Source organism: Caballeronia sp. AZ10_KS36, assembly GCF_023631105.1.
Lineage (GTDB): Bacteria > Pseudomonadota > Gammaproteobacteria > Burkholderiales > Burkholderiaceae > Caballeronia.
The window spans coordinates 15,468-33,826 of sequence record NZ_JALQDQ010000024.1 but is presented as its reverse complement, the minus strand read 5'-3'; the positions used below and the strand labels follow the sequence as shown (position 1 = coordinate 33,826).

Here is an 18,359-nt window from a genome sequence, read left to right as displayed (position 1 = left end):
GTTCGATTCGGACACGAAATAGCCCGATGCAGCCGGCTTACAGTTCGCTTCAGCCGCCGCTTTCCGGCTTCACGCCGAGGCGTTCCATCAGCCGGCGGGCATCGAAAGGCGCTTGCACTTTCTGGTCGTTGTCGAAGTAGCAGTACACGTCGCGCGATGCGCGGCGGCGTGCCGCCGCCGTCGAGATGAGCCGCGCATCCTCGACCTGCCCGCCCGCCGCCCATCGCTCGATACGCCGCGTCCAGCCGTCGAGCGCGTCGTCGGAATACGCGCCGCCGTAGAGCGTTTCGGTGCCGTGCAGCCGCAGATACATGAAGTCGGACGTGAGGTCTTCGGCATACGGCCAGTCCGCCACGGAGTCCGATACGACGAGCGCCGCGCCGTGCTTGCGCAGAAGTTTCACGAAGGCATCGGTGCAGAAGCTCGGATGACGGATTTCGATGGCATGGCGCAGCGCCCGCTTGCGCCGCGCCTCGAACCACGGCTCTTTCACGCGCGTGTCGTGCTGCTGCGCGAGCGCGGCGGCGGCTTGCGTGTCCTTCGGCAAGAGTTCGAGAAACCGTTCGAACGATTCGGGCTTGAAACTGAAGTTCGGCGGAAACTGCCACAGGAAAGGCCCGAGCTTTTCGTCCAGCGCGAGCACACCAGAAGCGAAGAAATTGGCGATGGCGGGAATCGCCGTTTCATCGCGAAAACGCAGCATGTGGGTCAGATAGCGCGGCCCTTTCACGCTGAAGACGAAGCCGTCCGGCGTGGCCTCGTGCCACGCGCGCCAGCTCGAGAGGCTTTGCAGCGAATAATGCGATCCGTTGATCTCGACCGTCTGCACCGCGCGCGACGCGAATTCGAGTTCGCGCGCCTGCGCGAGCTTCTTCGGATAGAACACGCCGCGCCAGCCGGCATAACGCCAGCCCGAAATGCCGATGCGAATGTGTCCCTCGCGTGCCGGCATGGCGCTCACCTTTTGGGATGCAAGCAACGGCGGCGCGCGATCATGCCGTCCGTTCCTCGGCGTATTCCGGGCGCGCGCCGCTCGGAAGCCACGGCTCGCGGTGCACGCACCAAAGCTCGTAGGCCGGCTCGAAGAGGCCGGTTTCATCGAATGCGCCGAGCGGCAGATCCACTTCCGGGCGGCTCACGAACTCCATATACGCCACCGATCCGCAGACCGGACAGAAATGCCGCCGCCCGTCTTCCGAGCTTTCCCACGTTTTGAGCGCGCCGCTCATCTCCACTTGATCGCGGGGAAAGATCGCGTACGCGCCGAACGCCGAGCCATGTACGCGCCGGCAGGTCATGCAGTGACACAGTGCGACGCGCCGCGGCGTGCCCTTCGCGCGAAAGCGAAACGCGCCGCACGCGCAACCGCCTTCGTGACTCTCGCTGTTCATGGCGTTTCTCCACCACCGAGTCGAACTGTCGAGCGAGAAGCACGTCCTGCGCCCGCTCTCCTGAAGTGGCACGGTTTGTTACGATAGCCGTTCACGATCGGAGACGGCACTCATGAGCACATCGGGCACCATCGACTTACCTCTTCTGAAGCTGCTTCCCGGCCCGGGTTCGGAATTCGGTCCCGCCGCGTCCGACCTCGCCGCGCATGTCCTGTCCCACGCCCGTTTCGACTCGGCGGCCAACGCGCCGCTGCCGCGCGAGACCTTCGTCGCGGTCACGGTGGACGAAGCGATGTCGGACGAGTATGTGTTCCCGCTCGGCGATACCGGCCAGTCGGTCGTGCTGACGGGCTACCGGATCGCGGCGGGCTTTATCGCCGAACGCGCCGCCGACGAGTGGCTCGAACTGGCGCACAAGGCGCGCGTCGCGCAAGGGTTGCCCGCCGCGCCGCGAGCCGACGAACCGCCGCTCGCGCCCGATCCCGCCGAAGCCGATCAACTGCTCGACCGCGCGCTCGAATGCGCGCAGCGCATCCTCGATCCGGTCGCGAGCCAGCCGGTCGCGTCGCTGTTCGAGGCACATTACCGTGGCGGACGCGAGTTCCTGCGTCTTTCGTGGGAAGGGCTGCCGGAAGATCTCGTGCCGGAGTCGCGCCGGCCGCTTGCCGCGCTGGCGTCGTCGGTGGAAAGCGGCGAGCGCCGCGAAAAGCGCGACTACGACCCGTACGGCCTGCAAGGCACCGACGACTACGACGTGGACCGGCCGCTCGCGTATCGCGAGAAAATCGGCCCGCTGCTCTTCACGATGACCTATCGCCACGAGTATCCGCAAGTGGACGACGAGCGGCTCGGCACCGCGTTCGCCGTCTTTCACGAAGCGGGCAGCGATATCGTTGCGGCGGCGGTCGAACTGAAGCTCGTGAAGGTGCCGCCGCTCACGAAGAGCGCCGATCTCGTTTACACGCTCGACACCTATTCGGGCGAGATGCTCTCGCTCGCGCTGGCATCGACGGAGGCGCTCGGGCACGAGCGGCTGTGCGAAATCTACAGCACGCACCGCGTGATCTACATCAGCAAGTGGGAAGTGCGCAAACCCTGGCGTGGCGAAGGGCTCGGCGTCGCGCTGTTGCATCAAGCGCTGGAGCGCCTTCCCGCCGATGTCGAAGGCCGTCCGAACGCGCTGTGCGTCGCGCCCGAGCCGTATCAGACGGACATGCGTCACTTCGAGAAACTGCCGCCGGTTCTGCGCGAAGAACTGCGAGCGCCCGGGCGGCGGCTGGAAGCGCATCTGACGAACTGGCTCGAAACGTCGAAGCTGCCGATCGCCACGCATTTCTTCGTGCCGATGGCCAAGCACGCGGGCATCGGATCCGCGGGCGAGAACGCGCGGTGGATCGACCGGATCATGGAGAGCGAGGCGTGACGTCTTTCGGGCGACGCCAGTCGGTCAGCGCATCGACGACGCGCTCGATGACCTCGATCCACTGACCCGGCGCGCGCTGGCGGAAAAGCCGCGCGGTTGGGTACCACGGCGAGTCGTCGCGGTCGTCCAGCCAGCGCCAGCAGGCGTTCGCGCACAGCAGAATCCACACCGGTTTGCCGAGCGCGCCGGCCAGATGCGCGACCGCCGTATCGACGGAAATCACGAGGTCCAGTGACGCGATGATCGCGGCCGTATCGGCGAAATCGGCGACGTCGTTCATCAGGTCGAGCGGGCGCAGCCGGCCGGGCAGCGCGGCAAGCTGGGCGCGCGCGGTCGGGCCTTTTTGCAGGCTCACGAACGTCACGCCGGGCGTCGCGAAAAGCGGCTCGCACAGAGACGCATCGAGCCAGCGGCGGCTGAACGCGCCGAACGAGTCCGGCATCCACGGGCGCGGCTCGCCCGACCATGCGATGCCGACCTTCGGCGTATCCGGCAAGCGGCGCTTCCAATACTCGATGCGCGATGCGTCCGCGTGGAGATAAGGCGTCGCGCGGGGAATCGTCTCCAGCGTCGTGCCGGCTAGCGCGGGCAGGCTCATCAGAAAGCACCAGTAGTCGTGCGGCGGCAGCGCGGGGAGCGCATCCGGTGCAATACATTGCGAGGTGCCATCGGCGGATTCGAGCAGCGCGGCGAGCGCCGGCGGGCACACGACCGTCAGCTTTGCCGCGCGTTGCGCCTTCAGCATCGGCAGATAGCGGATGAACTGGATGCTGTCGCCGAAGCCCTGCTCCGTGACCACGAGCAGCGATTTCCCCGCGAGCGGTTCGCCGCGCCATTGCGCATACGACACCTGCGGCGGAAGAACCGAGCGCTGCGAGAGGCGCGCGTCGTAGCGAGCTTCGAAGCAAGCCCATCCTTCGGCGAAATCGCCCGCGCGCAGGAGCGTCGTCGCGAGATTGAGCCGCGCATCGGCCGATTCGGGATCGACGCGCAGCGCCTCGCGGAATAGGGCCTGCGCCTCCGCCGAACGCGCGCTGTCCTCGCGCAGCAGATTGCCGAGATTGATCAACGCGGCGCCGAAGCCCGGCCGAAGCGCCAGCGCGCGCCGATACGACGCTTCGGCTTCCGGCAATCGCTCGCGGCGGCCGAGCGCGACATCGCGATAAATCACGTTTGCCAGATTGCAATGCGCGTCCGCCGAATCCGGCTCGATGGCAAGCACCCGCCGATACGCCTCTTCTGCATCCTTCAGGCAGCCGAGCGCGTCCAGCACGCCGCCGAGATTGGTCAGCGCGCCGGCGAAATCCGGACGCAGCGCCACGGCATTGCGATAGGCGCTGCGCGCTTCGCCGAGCGACGCTCGCGCGTTGTACGCGTTGCCGAGGTTGAAATGCGCGTCCGCCCAGTCCGGACGAGCGGCGACGGCCTGCTTAAGGTGCGCGACGGCTTCATCGAACCGGCCGGCGTCTTTCAGCAAATTGCCGAGGTTGTTGTGCGCTTCGGCGTAGCCGGGCCGCGCGGCCAGCGCCTGCCGGTACGCTGCCTCCGCTTCGGGCAGGCGGCGCGCGTGCGCGAGGAACGCCGCCAGGTTCAGGTGCGCTTCCGCGAAATCCGGTCTCAGGCGCAGCGCCTCTCGGAAGGACGCTTCGGCTTCGTCGTTATGGCCGAGCTTCTGCAACACGTTCGCCAAGTTGTAATGCGCCTCGACGAAGTCCGGCCGCAGTTCGACCGCCCGGCGATAGAGCGCCCGCGCCTCGCTCAGGCGGCCCCGGGCAGTCAGCGCGCTCGCGAAGTTGCTGTACGACCCCGCGTCGTGTGGATGCTCTTGCATCGCGCGTTGCCAATAAGCATCGGCGAGTTCGTGACGATCGGCACGGAACGCGCACATCGCCGCGAGGTTCAGCACTTCGCTCGTCGCGGGATGGCGCGCGAGCATCGGCGCGAGCAGCGCGAGGGCGTCGTCGAAGCGGGCGTTCGAATAGTGGGAAAAGGCGGCGTGATAGCGATCGGCGTCGGCTGTCATGGACGGATTCGGAGCGGACTTCACGCGATTGTGCGACGTGTGGAACCGAGAAAACGTCACAAAGTGCGGCCTCGTTCCTGACAAATACCGAAACGATGGCAAGGGCGAGGCGAACGCGGATTTACTCGCGGATGCAGGATTTACGCGCACGCTCGGACCCATGCCCGACAGAACGCCCGCGCGACAAGCCGTGGCACCCGACTTGCATAGAGATGCGGTCGCGAATTGCCGAACGTTCGGTCGCCTTACAGTCGGCTGCGCTTCGGCTCGCAGACACCTTGCGCCGCGCGGACCCGGGCACCGGCGCTCATCGGCCGAAAGTCGCGTCGGCCGCGAGCGATCAGCCCACGAAGACCCGAGCCGGACGACGCCCTTCCGAACGAGCGAGGAGCCTTCTTTCGCCATGTCTCCAGTCAATAAAGCTTCACCTCCCGTCGACGACGCGGCGCAAAAGCCGTCGCGCAGGCGCTTTCTTCAATCGGCCGCGGCGGCAGCGGCCGTGACCGCGACGCCGCTTGCGCACGCGCAGCAAGCCGGCGCGCAGCAAGCGGACGCGCAGGCAGCCACGCCGATGCCGCCATCCGCCGCGCCGGTCATGCCGGTCAAGCTGACCATCAACGGTCATCCGTACGAATTGCAGGTCGAAGCGCGCACCACGCTGCTCGATGCGTTGCGTGAATACGCGGGACTCACCGGCACGAAGAAGGGCTGCGACCGCGGCCAGTGCGGCGCGTGCACGGTCATCGTCGGCGGCAGGCGGATCAATTCGTGTCTGACGCTCGCCGTCATGCACGAGGGCGAAAGCGTGACGACCGTCGAGGGGCTCGCGCCCGCCGCCGACAGCCTGAGCCCGCTGCAACAGGCGTTCATCGATAAGGACGCCTTCCAGTGCGGCTACTGCACGCCGGGTCAGTTGTGCTCGGCGACGGCGCTGATCGACGAATACCGCAACGGCGACGCGAGCGCCGCCACCGCCGACGTGCGCTTTCGCCCGCCGCAACTCTCGGACGACGAAATCCGCGAGCGTATGAGCGGCAACATCTGCCGCTGCGGCGCGTATCCGAACATCGTCGCGGCGGTGAAGACCGTCGCTTCGACGCGCAGTTAAGGAGACGACATGGACGCGATCTCCTATCAGCGCGCCGCCGACATCGGCTCGGCGGTGCAGGCGGGCGGCCAGCCGGGCACGGTGTTCATCGGCGGCGGCACGAACCTGCTCGATCTCATGAAGAACGGCGTCGCGCGCCCGGCGCGGCTCGTCGATATAACGCATATCGACGGCCTCGGCGGCGTGACGCCGCTGCCGGACGGCGGCTTGCGCATCGGCGCGCTCGTGCGCAACAGCGACGCCGCCAATCACACGTGGGTGCGCGAGCGGTATCCGCTGCTGTCGCAGGCGCTGCTCGCGGGCGCGTCGGCGCAACTGCGCAACATGGCGACCGTCGGCGGCAATCTGATGCAGCGCACGCGCTGCTACTACTTCTACGACACCGGCTTTCCCCAATGCAACAAGCGCGCGCCGGGCAGCGGATGCGCCGCGCTCGACGGCAATACGCGCATTCACGCGATTCTCGGCGCGAGCGATCAGTGCATCGCGACGAATCCGTCGGACATGAGCGTGGCGCTCGCCGCGCTCGATGCCGTCGTGCGCGTGACCGGTCCGAACGGCGAGCGCGTCATTCCGTTCGCGGAGTTCCATCGGCTGCCGGGCGACCGGCCCGATCTCGATACGACGCTGAAACCGGGCGAGCTGATCACCGCCGTCGATCTGCCGCCGCCGCTTTTCGCCGGCCACTCGAAGTATCTGAAGATCCGCGACCGGGCGAGCTATGCGTTCGCGCTCGTCTCGGTGGCGGCGGCGTTGCAGATGGACGGCAACACGGTCAGGACCGCGCGCATCGCGCTCGGCGGCGTCGCGCATAAACCGTGGCGCGCGAGCGCGACCGAGGCGGCGCTCGTCGGCAAGACGCTCGATGCCGCCACGCTGCAAAGCGCCGCCGCGCTCGCGGTGCAGGGCGCGCAACCGCGACGCGACAACGCGTTCAAGGTGACGCTCGCGCAACGGGCGATCGTCCGCGCCGTCAAACAAGCAGGAGGTGTCGCATGAGTGTCATCGGTCAACCGATGGATCGCACGGACGGCGTGCTGAAGGTCACGGGCCAGGCGCGTTATTGCGGCGACAACAGCGAGGCCAAGCTCGCGCACGCGGTGCTCATCACCAGCACGGTGGCGAAAGGCCGCATTGCGTCGATCGACGCGAGCCGCGCGCAGTCCATGCCCGGCGTGCTCTTCGTGATGACGTACCGCAACGCGATGCGCCTGCCGCACAGCGGCAAGCCCGACGCGCAGCCGCCCGCGATTCGCGGCCTGTCGCTCCTGCAAAACAACGAGGTGCGCTACAGCAACGAGCCGGTGGCGGTCGTCGTCGCGGATACGCTCGAACATGCCCAGGGCGCGGCGCGTTTCGTCGATATCCGCTATGACGCCGCCACGCCGAACGCGGATTTCGACCGCGCGAGGCCCACGGCGTATCAGCCGCAAAAGATGATGGGACGCGCGATCACGACGCAGCGCGGCGACGTGGATGCCGGCCTGCGTCAGGGTCCGACGCGGCTAAATACGGTCTACACGACGCCTATCGAGCATCACAATCCGATGGAGCCGCACGCGACGCTCGCGCGCTGGGACGGCCCGAAGCTCACGCTCTACGACACGACGCAAGGCGTCTCCGGCGCGCGCAGTTCGGTGGCGAAGTTCTTCGGCATTCCGGAGGACGACGTGCGCGTGATCTGCCCGTTCGTCGGCGGCGGCTTCGGCTGCAAGGGCTCGGTGTGGTCGCATGTCGTGCTGGCCGCGATGGCGGCGAAGCAGACGGGGCGGCCGGTCAAGCTCGTGCTCGATCGCACGCAGATGTTCGGCATGGTCGGCAACCGGCCGTTCACCGAACAGCGCATCGCGGTCAGCGCGCGCGAGGACGGCACGATGACCGGCATGCGCCACGACGTCGTATCGACGACATCCACGTTCGAGGACTGGACCGAAAGCTCGGCGATCGTTACGCGCATGTCCTACGCGGTGCCGAATCTCTCCACGTCGCACAAGCTCGTGAAGCTCGATGTCGGCACGCCGACCTTCATGCGCGCGCCGGGCGAAATGAGCGGCTCGTTCGCGCTGGAAACGGCGATGGACGAAATGGCGTATCAACTCGCGATGGACCCGCTCGCGTTGCGCATCAAGAACTACGCGAACATGGAGCCGCAGGACAAGAAGCCGTGGTCCAGCAAGGCGCTGATGGAGTGCTATCAGCAAGGCGCGCAGAAGTTCGGCTGGCCGAAGCGCCGCGCCGCGCCGAGGTCGATGCGCGAAGGCAATACGCTCATCGGCTGGGGCATGGCGACGGCGACGTATCCGGCCAATCGGAGCGAGTCGTCTGCGATTGCGCGCATTCTGCCCGACGGCACCGCGATGGTCGCCGCCGGCACGCAGGATCTCGGCACCGGCACGTACACGGTGATGACGCAAGTGGCGGCGGACGCGCTCGGCTTTCCGCCCGACTACGTCAACTTCGCGCTCGGCGATTCGTCGCTGCCGAAGGCGCCCGGCTCGGGCGGCTCGCAGTCGGTCGCGAGCGTGTCGCCGGCGGTGCAGGCGGCCTCCAGACAGGCGCGCGATCAGCTCATCGCGATGGCGATCGCCGACCGCGGCTCGCCCGTCGCGGGACTGTCGCGCGAGGACGTGACCGTGAACAACGGCTGGGTCGTGAGCCGCTCGAACCCGGACAAACGCGATCCGGCGGCGGCCGTCATCGCGCGCAACGGCGGCAAGCCGATCGAAGCGATCGCGACGACGAAACCCGGCGACGAGAAGAAGGAGTACGCGTTCCACTCGTTCGGCGCGGTGTTCGCGGAAGTGCACGTCGATGCCGAATTGGGCACGATCCGCGTGCCGCGCATCGTCGGCGTGTACGACGTCGGCAATCTGCTCAACGAAAAGACCGCGCACAGCCAGTTGATGGGCGGCATCGTGTGGGGCGTCGGCTCGGCGCTGATGGAAAAGAGCGATCTCGATCCGCGCTATGGCCGCTACACCAACGCCAATCTCGCGGAGTACCACGTGCCGGTGAACGCGGATATCGGACAGATCGACATCGCGTTCGTCGGCAAGCCGGACCCGTTCATCAATCCGCTGGGCGTGCGGGGAATCGGCGAGATCGGCATTACGGGCGTGGCCGGGGCGATCGGCAATGCGGTGTATCACGCGACGGGCGTGCGCGTGCGGGATCTGCCGATCACGCTCGACAAAGTGATGCCGCGCACCGCCTGAACGGCGCATCACGGCGGGGTCAGGCGCAGCATTTCTTCGCGCTTGCCCCGCCTCTCGTCGCACTGCACAATCGGCTTTCCTTGTCTCTCGAGCCGCGCGATGACCTACTCGTCCACTGCGACCGGCATCCTGCTGGCGGCGGGCCTCGGCACCCGCTTCGATCCTTCCGGCCTGCACAACAAGCTCCTCGCGACACTGCCCGGCGGCACGCCGGTCGTGTTCCAGTCCGCGCGACGGCTGCTTTCGGTTGCGTCCGACGTGATCGCGGTCGTGCGGCCGGGCGCCGAGAAGCTCGCGGACGTGCTCAACGAAGCCGGCTGCGACGTGATCTTCAGCGCGGACGCCGCGCGCGGCATGGGCGCGACGCTCGCCGCCGCAGTGCGCGCGACGTCAGAAGCCGAAGGATGGATCGTCGCGCTCGGCGACATGCCGTGGATCGAGCCCGCGACGATCGAAGCCGTCGCGCGGCCGCTGGATGCGGGCGCGGCGCTCGTCGCGCCGGCGTATCGCGGGCAACGCGGGCATCCGGTCGGCTTCGGGCTGACGCATCGCGCGACGCTCGCCGCCCTGGACGGCGACGCCGGAGCGCGCGCCATCTTCGCGGCAGCGGCGCCGCTTCTGGTGGAAGTCGACGACCCGAACGTGTTGCGCGACGTCGATCAGCCGGGTGATCTGCAGCAGGGCTGACTGCACGCGGCCCGCAGCGTCAAAAGGGCACGACCACCTTAAAAAGGTTGCCTACCGGCCGGAGCCATCGCTAGAATTACTGTATGGATATACAGTACTTTTCGGCTTTTTCTGGTTCCGGTTTCCGATGAAAAGCGTCACTCTTGATCCGTCGTTCGCTGCATGGCGCACCGTTGCGCGCTCGCTCGTCATGGAGGGCGTGCCGCCGGAAGACGTGCTGTGGCGGGAGTCGAGCGCATCGGCAACCGTGTTCGGCACCGTCGGTTCGCCGTGCGGCCCGGCGAATCCGAATGCGCCGAAGCCCGTGAAAATCGCCCGCGAATTTCTCGCCATGCTGGAAACGGCGGCGTGTTACCGCGCGCCGGACCGCTGGCCGTTTCTTTACAGGGTGCTGTGGCGCTGGACGCAGGGCGACCGCGCGGTGGCATCGCCGGAAGACGAGGACGGGCAGCGGCTCCTTCGAATGATCGAAATCGTGGAGGCGGAAGAAACCAGAATGCGCAAGACGCTGCGCTTCCGGCACCGGGATTCGTCGCTCGGGCCGCCGGAGTTCATCAGCTGGTGCGAGCCGGTGCACGACCTGCTGGAGCACGCCGCCATGTATTTCGCCACGCGCATGGGCAGCGCCACGTGGATGATCGCCACGCCGCACGGCGCGGCGTTCTGGGACGGCGCCCTGCTGCGCGTGGACCGCACGAGCGAGCCGGAGGAAAAGCCCATGGACTTCGGCGTGGGCCCGGACGCCATGAGCGGCGAGGCCGTGAGCGGCGACGCCATCGAGGCATTGTGGCTCGCGTATTACGAGAGCACCTTTACGCCTGCGCAGGAAAATGCCGCCGAAATGGCGTCGCACATGCCGGTGCGCTACTGGAAGAACTCGGACAACAAGCGCGCCGATCCCGCGCTGATCGCCCGGGCCGATCCTTACACGCGGCGCGACCGCCATCCGTGCAACGTGCCGGCGGACATGGAAGTCGCGCTGAATACGGATCTGGAGCCGCTCAACGGCACGTCGCTGAAAGAGCCGCCCTCGCTCGACGCGTGCAAACGCTGCTCGCTCTGGCGCAACGCCACGCAGGCCGTGCCTGGCGCGGGTCCGGCGGGGGCGCGCGTCATGCTGGTCGGCGAGCAGCCGGGCGACCACGAAGACCGCGCGGGCAAGCCGTTCGTCGGCCCGGCGGGGCAACTGCTCGACGAGGCCATCCGCGAGGCGCAGCTCGAACGCGAGTCGCTTTATCTGACCAACGCGGTAAAGCATTTCAAGTGGGACGCGCACGGAAAGGACAACGAGCGGCTGCACGTCACGCCGTCGCAGCGCGAGCGCGAAGCCTGCCGCCATTGGCTCGACGAAGAACTGACGCGCATCGGGCCGAAGGTGGTCGTCGCGCTCGGGGCCACGGCGCTCAAGGCGCTGACCGGGCATCGCACGGCGCTTTCCGAGTATCTCGGCAAAACGATCGAGCACAAGGGGCGCATTGTCGTGCCGACCTATCATCCGTCGTATCTGCTGCGCCTGACCGACGACAAAATCCGCGCGGAAGTGTTCGGAACGATTGTCGAGGCGCTCGTGTTCGCGCAGCAGATCGCCGACGGCACCGCCACCGTGCGCACGCCGATAAAGGACCCGACGGACCCGACGCGCTGACCTGAATTGCAACAACCGGAAACAGAAGGCAACAAGACGAAAGCATCGTCAACGGTCCTGTAAGCAAAGCGTTATACCGGTGTCGCGCCGCTTCGGCGCTTTCTCCAAGACACTTTCATGGCCGCTCTTCCGCTCGACGCCTTGCAGCAGCAACTTTCCGTGACCGCGCTCGTGCCGAAGTCGGCGCGCCAGTTGCACACCGAACGCGAGCGCATCGTCGCCCGCGCCGGCTGGCTGCTCAATGCGACCATCGCGCTGGCGGTCGTCGGCGCGGCGTTCGTCGCGTGGCTGTCGTTTTCGCCGCTGCCGCGCGAAATCCGCTTCGGCGTGCAGGAAGTGCTGGCCGTCGCGGCGTTCGCCTCGTGCCTATTTCTGCTGCACCAGCGCGCCGAACTCCTGCTCGGCCTCTACGACTACGAGCCGGTCGAGCAGACGACGCAGGGCGAATTGCGCGCGCTCCTGCATCGCGTGCCGGAAGGCGCGTCGTATCAGCAGGCGCTCGCCGCCGACAACCGCACCTTCGTGACCGGCGAAATCGACGGCATCCGCCGCCGCGCCGACGCGTTCACGCCGCAAACCTTGCCCGCCGAGGACGGTCCTTCCGAGACCTGAGCCTTCTCGCATCCTCCGGCAACGCAGACCGCCGCTCTCGCTCGACGCGAGGCGGCGGTTTTACTTTGGCTCTGCGCGTCACCGCACGGTCAGCTGGGCATGCGACGTGCTGGAACTACTCCCGCAGTCCGCTCACGCGGCCACGCCCTTTGCAGGAGTCAGAATGCGAGCCGATCCCCTTTTCCCCTTGTCCCAGTTGACCGACGTGCTTTCACCGGATCTCGCGCTCGTTCCCGATGCGCCGAGCGCCGGGCCGCGCGCGCCGTCGGGCGACATGTCGGACGCGGAATACGACGAACTCGTCGCGTTTCACGGCATCGAGCGCGAGCGGCTGGTGCTGATTCACCCGGGCAGCCATATGTCCACGCCCGCGTGGAGCGCCGAGCAATACGCCGATGTCGCCGATCAGCTCGCCGCCGATGGCTGGCAGATCGCGATCGTCGGCGACGCGCCCGATCCCGAGCGAACCGCCGGCGTGCTCGGCGCGATGCAGACGGCGGCGCTCTTTCTGGCGGGCGCCGTCGGGCCGCGCACGCTGCCGCGCCTGATCGCGGATGCGCAGCTTCTCCTCTCCGACGACGCCGCCGCGCCCTCGCCCGTCGCGGTCGCTCGCGCGCTCGGCACGCCGCATATCGTGCTCGCGGAGCAGCCGCGCGCCGTCGGCAGCGACGCGATCACGCGACGCGCCCGCGCCGAACTATCCGATGTCGAGCACGCGCATCCGGGCCGTCCGTTCACGCTGCACATGCCAGCCGTGTACGATGCCTCGTGACCTTCTTTCGGGGACCATCATGAAATTCGACTTGCAGACCAGTCCCGTTCCGGACCCGATTGCGGACCCGAATCGTGATCCGGAAGCCGATCCGCTCACGCCGCCCTCGCCGGGGCATCGCCCGGACGAGCCGCAGCACCCGGACGCGCCGCCCGACAAGGACCCGATCCGGCGCTTCTGAGCCGCCGCGCGAGCCTCGCTTTACGGGTATCCCCGCCCTACAACCGCCGCATCGCCTGCCGTAAAGCAGACGAGCGGCGGCGCGCGCCGTCGCTTCGTGGAAGACACGTTAATCCAACGAAGACATGCGGGCGCACCTATGAACAAAATGACGTTGAACAAGAAGCTCGGCTCGCTGATCGCCGTGCTGTGGATCGGGCTGATCGCCATCGGCATGATCGGCGCGTGGCAGAACCGCGCGTCGATGATCGACGACCGCAAGGAACAGTTGAAGTCGCTCGTCGGCGAGGCGCATGCGATCGTGTCGCACTACGCCGCGCTCGCCGCCAACAAGACCCTGACCGACGAAGACGCGAAGAAGCAGGCGCTGGCCGTGGTCGCCGCGATCCGTTACGGCACGGATGGTTATCTGTCGATCAACGATTCGCACCCGACCATGGTCATGCATCCGATCAAGCCTGCGATGATCGGCCAGGACATGTCGAACTACGCCGATCCGGCGGGCACGCGGCTTTTCGTCGATATCGTCAAGGCGGGCGACCAGCCGGGCGGCGGTTTCGTGCACTATCTCTGGTCGAAGCCGGGCAACGACAAGCCGGTCGCGAAACTCTCGTATTCGCAACGGTTTGCGCCGTGGGACTGGTACATCGTGACCGGCATGTACATGGACGACGTGCAAAGCGCGTTCTACGCGAGCGCGCTGCGCTGGCTGCTCGTCACGGTGCTTCTCGGCGCGGCGGCGACGGTGGCGATGCTCGTCGTCGTGCGCAGCATCAAGCGCAATCTCGGCGGCGAACTGGAGTTGGCAGTGGGCGCCGCGCACCGCATGGCCCACGGCGATCTGACGACGGCCGTGACCGTGCATCCGGACGACACGACGAGCCTGCTGCACGCCCTTTCGACGATGCAGCGCGGGCTCGTCGAGACCGTCTCGCGCGTGCGCAACGGGACCGAGAACATCAACGTGGGCGCGTCCGAGATCGCGGCGGGCAACACCGACCTCTCGCAACGCACCGAGGAACAGGCGGCCGCGCTCGTGCAGACGGCGTCGAGCATGGACGAAATGACCGCCAACGTGAAGAACAACGCGCAAAGCGCGGCGCAAGCGGCGCGGCTCGCGGAACAGGCGGCGGACGTGGCGACGCGCGGCAGCGGCGTGGTGAGCGAAGTCATCGACACGATGACGCGCATCACCGCGAGTTCGCAGCAGATCGGCGACATCATCGGCGTGATCGACGGCATCGCGTTCCAGACGAACATTCTGGCGCTGAATGCCGCAGTCGAAGCGGCGCGCGCCGGCGAACAGGGCCGCGGCTTCGCGGTGGTCGCGGCGGAAGTGCGCAGCCTCGCGCAACGTTCCGCGACGGCGGCCAAGGAAATCAAGGCGCTGATCGAGACCTCGACGCAGACGGTGCAGCAAGGCGCATCGCTCGTCTCGAACGCGGGCGCGACGATGGGCGAAATCGTGCAGTCGGTGCGCCGCGTGAACGAGATTCTCGACGAGATCAGCGATGCCTCGCGCGAGCAGAGCGCGGGCATCGAACAGGTGAATCGCGCGGTCGTCGAGATGGACCAGGTGACGCAGCAAAACGCGGCGCTCGTCGAAGAAGCCGCCGCCGCCGCGCATTCGCTGAAGGATCAGGTGGACGTGCTGCGCGAGGCGATCGGCAGTTTCAAGCTGCCCGCGTAATTTTCAGGCAGCCGGGCGGCTCACGCTTCCAGAAACCGCTCTACGAGCCGCGCCCAGTACGCCGCGCCGACCGGCAAATTCTTGTCGTTGAAGTCGTAATGCGGGTTGTGGACCATGCAGCCGTCCTCGCCCGCACCGTTGCCGATGCGCAGGAACGTGCCCGGCCGCTCCTGCAACATGAATGCGAAATCCTCGCTGCCCATCAGCAGATCCGCGTGCGCGACGACGTTTTCCTCGCCGACGAGTTCGCGCGCCACTTGCGTCGCGAACTCGGTCTGCGCGTCCGAATTGACGACGACCGGATAGCCTTCGAGATACTTCACCGTCGCTTTCGCGCCGTAACTCGCCGCCTGCGACTCCACCAGTTCCTGAATGCGGCGCTTGAGCAGCGCGCGCACCTCCGGGCTGAACGAGCGCACCGACAGTTCGAGCGTCGCGCGGTTCGGAATCACGTTGTTGACCGTCCCCGCGTGCATGGAGCCGACGGTCACGACGGCGGGCTGCGCCGGGTCGACGTTGCGCGCGACGATCGTCTGAAGCGCCATCACGATGCTCGCCGCGACGACCACCGGATCGACCGACAGATGCGGCCGCGCCGCATGCCCGCCGACGCCTTCGATCACGATCGACACCTGATCGCCCGCCGCCATGAACGGCCCCTTGCGGAAGAGGAACGTGCCCGGCTGCGCGCCCGGATGGTTGTGCACGCCGAACACAGCATCGCAATGAAAGCGGTCGAAGAGGCCCTCTTCGATCATCTTCTGCGCGCCGCTCGGCACGCCGTGCTCTTCCGCCGGCTGAAAATACAGGTGCACCGTGCCGTTGAAGCGCCGCGTGCGCGCCAGATGCCGGGCCGCGCCGAGCAGCATGGTCGTGTGGCCGTCGTGACCGCACGCGTGCATCTTCCCGGGCGTTTCGCTCGCGTAGGGCTTGCCGGACTGCTCGAGGATCGGCAGCGCGTCCATGTCCGCGCGCAGGCCGATGCTCTTGGTCCCGGCCCCCGCCTTCAGCGTGCCGACGACGCCCGTGCCGCCGACGCCGCGCGTCACCTGCCAGCCCCACTCTTCCAGCTTCGCGGCGACGAGCGCGGCGGTGCGCGTCTCTTCATACGACAACTCCGGATGACGGTGGATGTCGTGGCGAATCTCGCGCAGTGAGAGCGCGTCGTCGGCGAGATCGGCGATTTCAGTGTAGCGGTGGTCGGACGAAACGGTCGTCATGAGGGAAGCCCTTGCCAAGATGAGTCCTGCGGCGCGCCGCAAAGCTGCAAAGCTGCGAAGCTGCGCAACCGCGAAAGCAGAAAGGCGCACATCTTCCTCCAGTCGGGCGATGCTTGCCAGTTCCGCGTTGAGCGCTGTGCGTTTTTTGCACGGTGGCTCTGAATCCGAGCCGTCGATACCGTGAGCACTGGAGGCTGGATCGCGCCGAAGCGAATGTGCAACATCGTAGATCCGACGCTCATCTGCACCGACCTCCACCGCCCAAGGCGGGATTCCCAGCGAACCGGTAGAATCGGCTGCCTGATGGCGACCGTCTGCGTCGCGTCTTGTGAATCCACACGAACCTTCTTTCATGGGGCCGAGCGCAGCGCAACGAGCGCCGACCCGGCCCGACAGGGGCGCTATGCGACGTTCCGCATTCTTCATCCGCTTCATCGGTGTCGGTGTTCTGTTTCACCTCTATGTGGGCTGGCGGCTCATTCCGGCCGCGCCGGTCGGCATGCCGCTCAAGGTGCTCGCAGCAGCGTGGCTCGTCGCGTCGCTGATTCTGATTCCACTCGGGATGATGGCGCGCAACATCGAGGCGCAGCCGCTTTCCGACCGGCTCGCGTGGTGCGGCCTCACCGCGATGGGCTTCTTCTCGTCGCTGCTGTTGCTGACGTTCGCACGCGATGTTCTCCTCTTGTGCGTGCATCTCGCCGACTGGCTGCGCGGTGCGCCCATCGGTTCGCCCGCGCTCGTCGCCGATAGCGCGCTCGCCGTGCCGATTCTCGCCATTCTGCTGTCCGCGATCGGCTTCTACAACGCGCGCAAGCGCGCGCCGGTCGTGACCGTCGACGTGCCGATCGCCGATTTGCCCGCCGCGCTCGACGGCTTCACCATCGTGCAGATCAGCGACATTCACGTTGGCCCGACCATCAAGCGGCCTTACGTGGAGCGCATCGTCGCGGCGGTGAACGGCTTGGAGCCGGACGTGATCGCGGTGACGGGCGATGTCGTCGACGGCGCGGTGCCGCATCTTTCCGACCACACGCGCCCGCTCGCCGGCCTGAGCGCGCGGCACGGCGCATTTCTCGTGACGGGCAACCACGAGTATTACTCGGGTGCGGACAAGTGGATCGCGGAGTTCCGTCGGCTCGGACTGACGGTGCTGCTGAATCAGCATGTGGTGGTGGACCATGACGGCGCGCAGGCCGTGATCGCGGGCGTCACCGATTACAGCGCGGGCAGCTTCGACCCGGCGCACCACAGCGATCCGGCGAAGGCAATCAACGGCGCACCGGCCGATGCGCTCGTGCGCGTCTTGCTGGCGCACCAGCCGCGCAGCGCGCCGGCGGCAGCGGAAGCGGGCTTCACGTTACAGCTTTCGGGACACACGCACGGCGGCCAGTTCCTGCCGTGGAACTTCTTCGTGCGCCTTCAGCAACCGTTCGTCGCGGGACTCGTGAAGTTCAACGGGCTCTGGGTCTATACGAGTCGCGGGACGGGATACTGGGGTCCGCCGAAACGGCTCGGCGCGCCGTCCGAGATCACGCGCGTGCGGCTGGTGGCCGCGACTGCGTGAGGGAGCGGAGGAAGTGGACGCGCGTCGACGACGCGCGTCCGGCGCTCAGGGAAAGCGCGACGTCCGGACACGGGAATGAACGGACGCCCTTCGTCGGCGAGCGGGATCTCTGCCAACAAAGTAGCGACAACTTAAACAAGTGCCGGATCATCGGCCACTAGATATTTCTTAATCTGCCGACCGGCGCGCGGCGGCCGTTGTCGATTGTCAGGGAGTGCGAACTTTTTTGCCCCGGCCGGCGAAGGTATAGCCGCAAGAGGACACGCCTCGCGATGCCGCCGACAGCATGTCACGCCGCTTGAAAGACGAGCGCCGCGCCGTTGATGCAATAGCGAAGGCCCGTCGGATTCGGGCCGTCGTCGAACACATGGCCCAGGTGACCGCCGCAACGCCGGCAATGCACTTCATTCGGCAACGGTACCGACGCACTGCTCGCATGCGTCGATACGGCGCCGTCCAGCGGCACCCAGAAGCTCGGCCAGCCGGTTCCGCTTTCGAACTTCGTCTCCGACGAAAAGAGCGGCAACCCGCAGCCCGCGCACGCGAACGTTCCCCTGCGGCTTTCTTCGAGAAGCGAACTGGAAAACGGCGGCTCTGTCGCCCCACGCCGCAACACGCGATACTGCTGCGCGGACAAGCGCCGGCGCCAGTGCGTGCGGCTGTGCTCGACCTCGAACTCAGGAATGGCGCTCGCCCGCGTGCCGGCCATCCCCTGCCGCCACGGCGCAATGCCGCCCGCCAGCGTCGCGGCCATCGCGCCGAGAAAATTTCGTTTCGTGCGTCTGATGATTTTCATCGGATGAACGCCCTCCTTCTTTCCCGTCGCGTG

At 67.0% G+C, this 18,359-nt stretch carries 16 protein-coding genes; 11 read left to right on the top strand and 5 right to left on the bottom strand.

The window, feature by feature from the left end; translation table 11 throughout:
• Positions 1 to 49: 49 nt before the first annotated feature.
• Positions 50 to 952, bottom strand: a complete 903-nt coding sequence (locus NCR35_RS15315) for a DUF72 domain-containing protein (RefSeq protein ID WP_250535007.1) — start codon at positions 950 to 952, stop codon at positions 50 to 52.
• Between the two features lie 40 nt (positions 953 to 992).
• Positions 993 to 1,391, bottom strand: a complete 399-nt coding sequence (locus tag NCR35_RS15310) for a GFA family protein (protein ID WP_250535006.1) — start codon at positions 1,389 to 1,391, stop codon at positions 993 to 995.
• 112 nt (positions 1,392 to 1,503) lie between these two features.
• Here NCR35_RS15310 and NCR35_RS15305 point away from each other — a divergent pair, with 112 nt between their 5' ends.
• On the top strand, positions 1,504 to 2,814 hold the full coding sequence (locus NCR35_RS15305; protein ID WP_250535005.1) for a GNAT family protein: 1,311 nt from the start codon (positions 1,504 to 1,506) through the stop codon (positions 2,812 to 2,814).
• On the opposite strand, the gene NCR35_RS15300 is transcribed toward NCR35_RS15305, so the two are convergent.
• Positions 2,795 to 4,837, bottom strand: a complete 2,043-nt coding sequence (locus tag NCR35_RS15300) for a tetratricopeptide repeat protein (protein ID WP_250535004.1) — start codon at positions 4,835 to 4,837, stop codon at positions 2,795 to 2,797. The genes NCR35_RS15305 and NCR35_RS15300 overlap by 20 nt on opposite strands.
• Positions 4,838 to 5,240: 403 nt before the next feature.
• Between NCR35_RS15300 and NCR35_RS15295 the strand changes: the two genes are divergently transcribed.
• From NCR35_RS15295 to NCR35_RS15255, 9 genes are all read left to right on the top strand, one after another.
• Positions 5,241 to 5,945: a (2Fe-2S)-binding protein gene (locus tag NCR35_RS15295; RefSeq protein ID WP_250535003.1), complete on the top strand. Its 705-nt coding sequence runs from the start codon at positions 5,241 to 5,243 to the stop codon at positions 5,943 to 5,945.
• 9 nt (positions 5,946 to 5,954) lie between these two features.
• Positions 5,955 to 6,944, top strand: a complete 990-nt coding sequence (locus tag NCR35_RS15290; protein WP_250535002.1) for an FAD binding domain-containing protein — start codon at positions 5,955 to 5,957, stop codon at positions 6,942 to 6,944.
• Entirely contained in the window at positions 6,941 to 9,160 is a 2,220-nt protein-coding gene (locus NCR35_RS15285) for a xanthine dehydrogenase family protein molybdopterin-binding subunit (protein ID WP_250535000.1), read from the top strand. Before NCR35_RS15290 ends, NCR35_RS15285 begins: the two co-directional genes overlap by 4 nt.
• Before the next feature lie 99 nt (positions 9,161 to 9,259).
• Entirely contained in the window at positions 9,260 to 9,847 is a 588-nt protein-coding gene (locus NCR35_RS15280) for a nucleotidyltransferase family protein (protein ID WP_250534998.1), read from the top strand.
• A gap of 127 nt (positions 9,848 to 9,974) precedes the next feature.
• Positions 9,975 to 11,492 (top strand): UdgX family uracil-DNA binding protein, encoded by a 1,518-nt coding sequence (locus NCR35_RS15275; RefSeq protein ID WP_250534997.1) that lies wholly within the window; start codon positions 9,975 to 9,977, stop codon positions 11,490 to 11,492.
• 117 nt (positions 11,493 to 11,609) lie between these two features.
• Positions 11,610 to 12,104 (top strand): hypothetical protein, encoded by a 495-nt coding sequence (locus NCR35_RS15270; protein WP_250534996.1) that lies wholly within the window; start codon positions 11,610 to 11,612, stop codon positions 12,102 to 12,104.
• A gap of 163 nt (positions 12,105 to 12,267) precedes the next feature.
• Entirely contained in the window at positions 12,268 to 12,876 is a 609-nt protein-coding gene (locus NCR35_RS15265) for a glycosyltransferase family 9 protein (protein WP_250534995.1), read from the top strand.
• A gap of 19 nt (positions 12,877 to 12,895) precedes the next feature.
• A complete protein-coding gene (locus NCR35_RS15260; protein ID WP_244829287.1) occupies positions 12,896 to 13,057 on the top strand; it encodes a hypothetical protein in 162 nt (53 codons plus the stop codon).
• A gap of 147 nt (positions 13,058 to 13,204) precedes the next feature.
• Positions 13,205 to 14,746, top strand: coding sequence for a methyl-accepting chemotaxis protein (locus tag NCR35_RS15255; protein WP_250535021.1), 1,542 nt, complete (start codon positions 13,205 to 13,207; stop codon positions 14,744 to 14,746).
• A 20-nt stretch (positions 14,747 to 14,766) separates the two neighbouring features.
• Here NCR35_RS15255 and NCR35_RS15250 read toward each other — a convergent pair whose 3' ends face one another.
• Positions 14,767 to 15,966 carry a M20 aminoacylase family protein gene (locus tag NCR35_RS15250; protein ID WP_250534993.1) on the bottom strand — a complete coding sequence of 400 codons (1,200 nt, stop codon included), beginning with the start codon at positions 15,964 to 15,966 and terminating at the stop codon, positions 14,767 to 14,769.
• A 403-nt stretch (positions 15,967 to 16,369) separates the two neighbouring features.
• Here NCR35_RS15250 and NCR35_RS15245 point away from each other — a divergent pair, with 403 nt between their 5' ends.
• A complete protein-coding gene (locus NCR35_RS15245) occupies positions 16,370 to 17,530 on the top strand; it encodes a metallophosphoesterase (protein WP_250534992.1) in 1,161 nt (386 codons plus the stop codon).
• A gap of 289 nt (positions 17,531 to 17,819) precedes the next feature.
• Here NCR35_RS15245 and msrB read toward each other — a convergent pair whose 3' ends face one another.
• On the bottom strand, positions 17,820 to 18,326 hold the full coding sequence (gene msrB, locus NCR35_RS15240) for a peptide-methionine (R)-S-oxide reductase MsrB (RefSeq protein WP_250534990.1): 507 nt from the start codon (positions 18,324 to 18,326) through the stop codon (positions 17,820 to 17,822).
• Between the last annotated feature and the right edge of the window lie 33 nt (positions 18,327 to 18,359).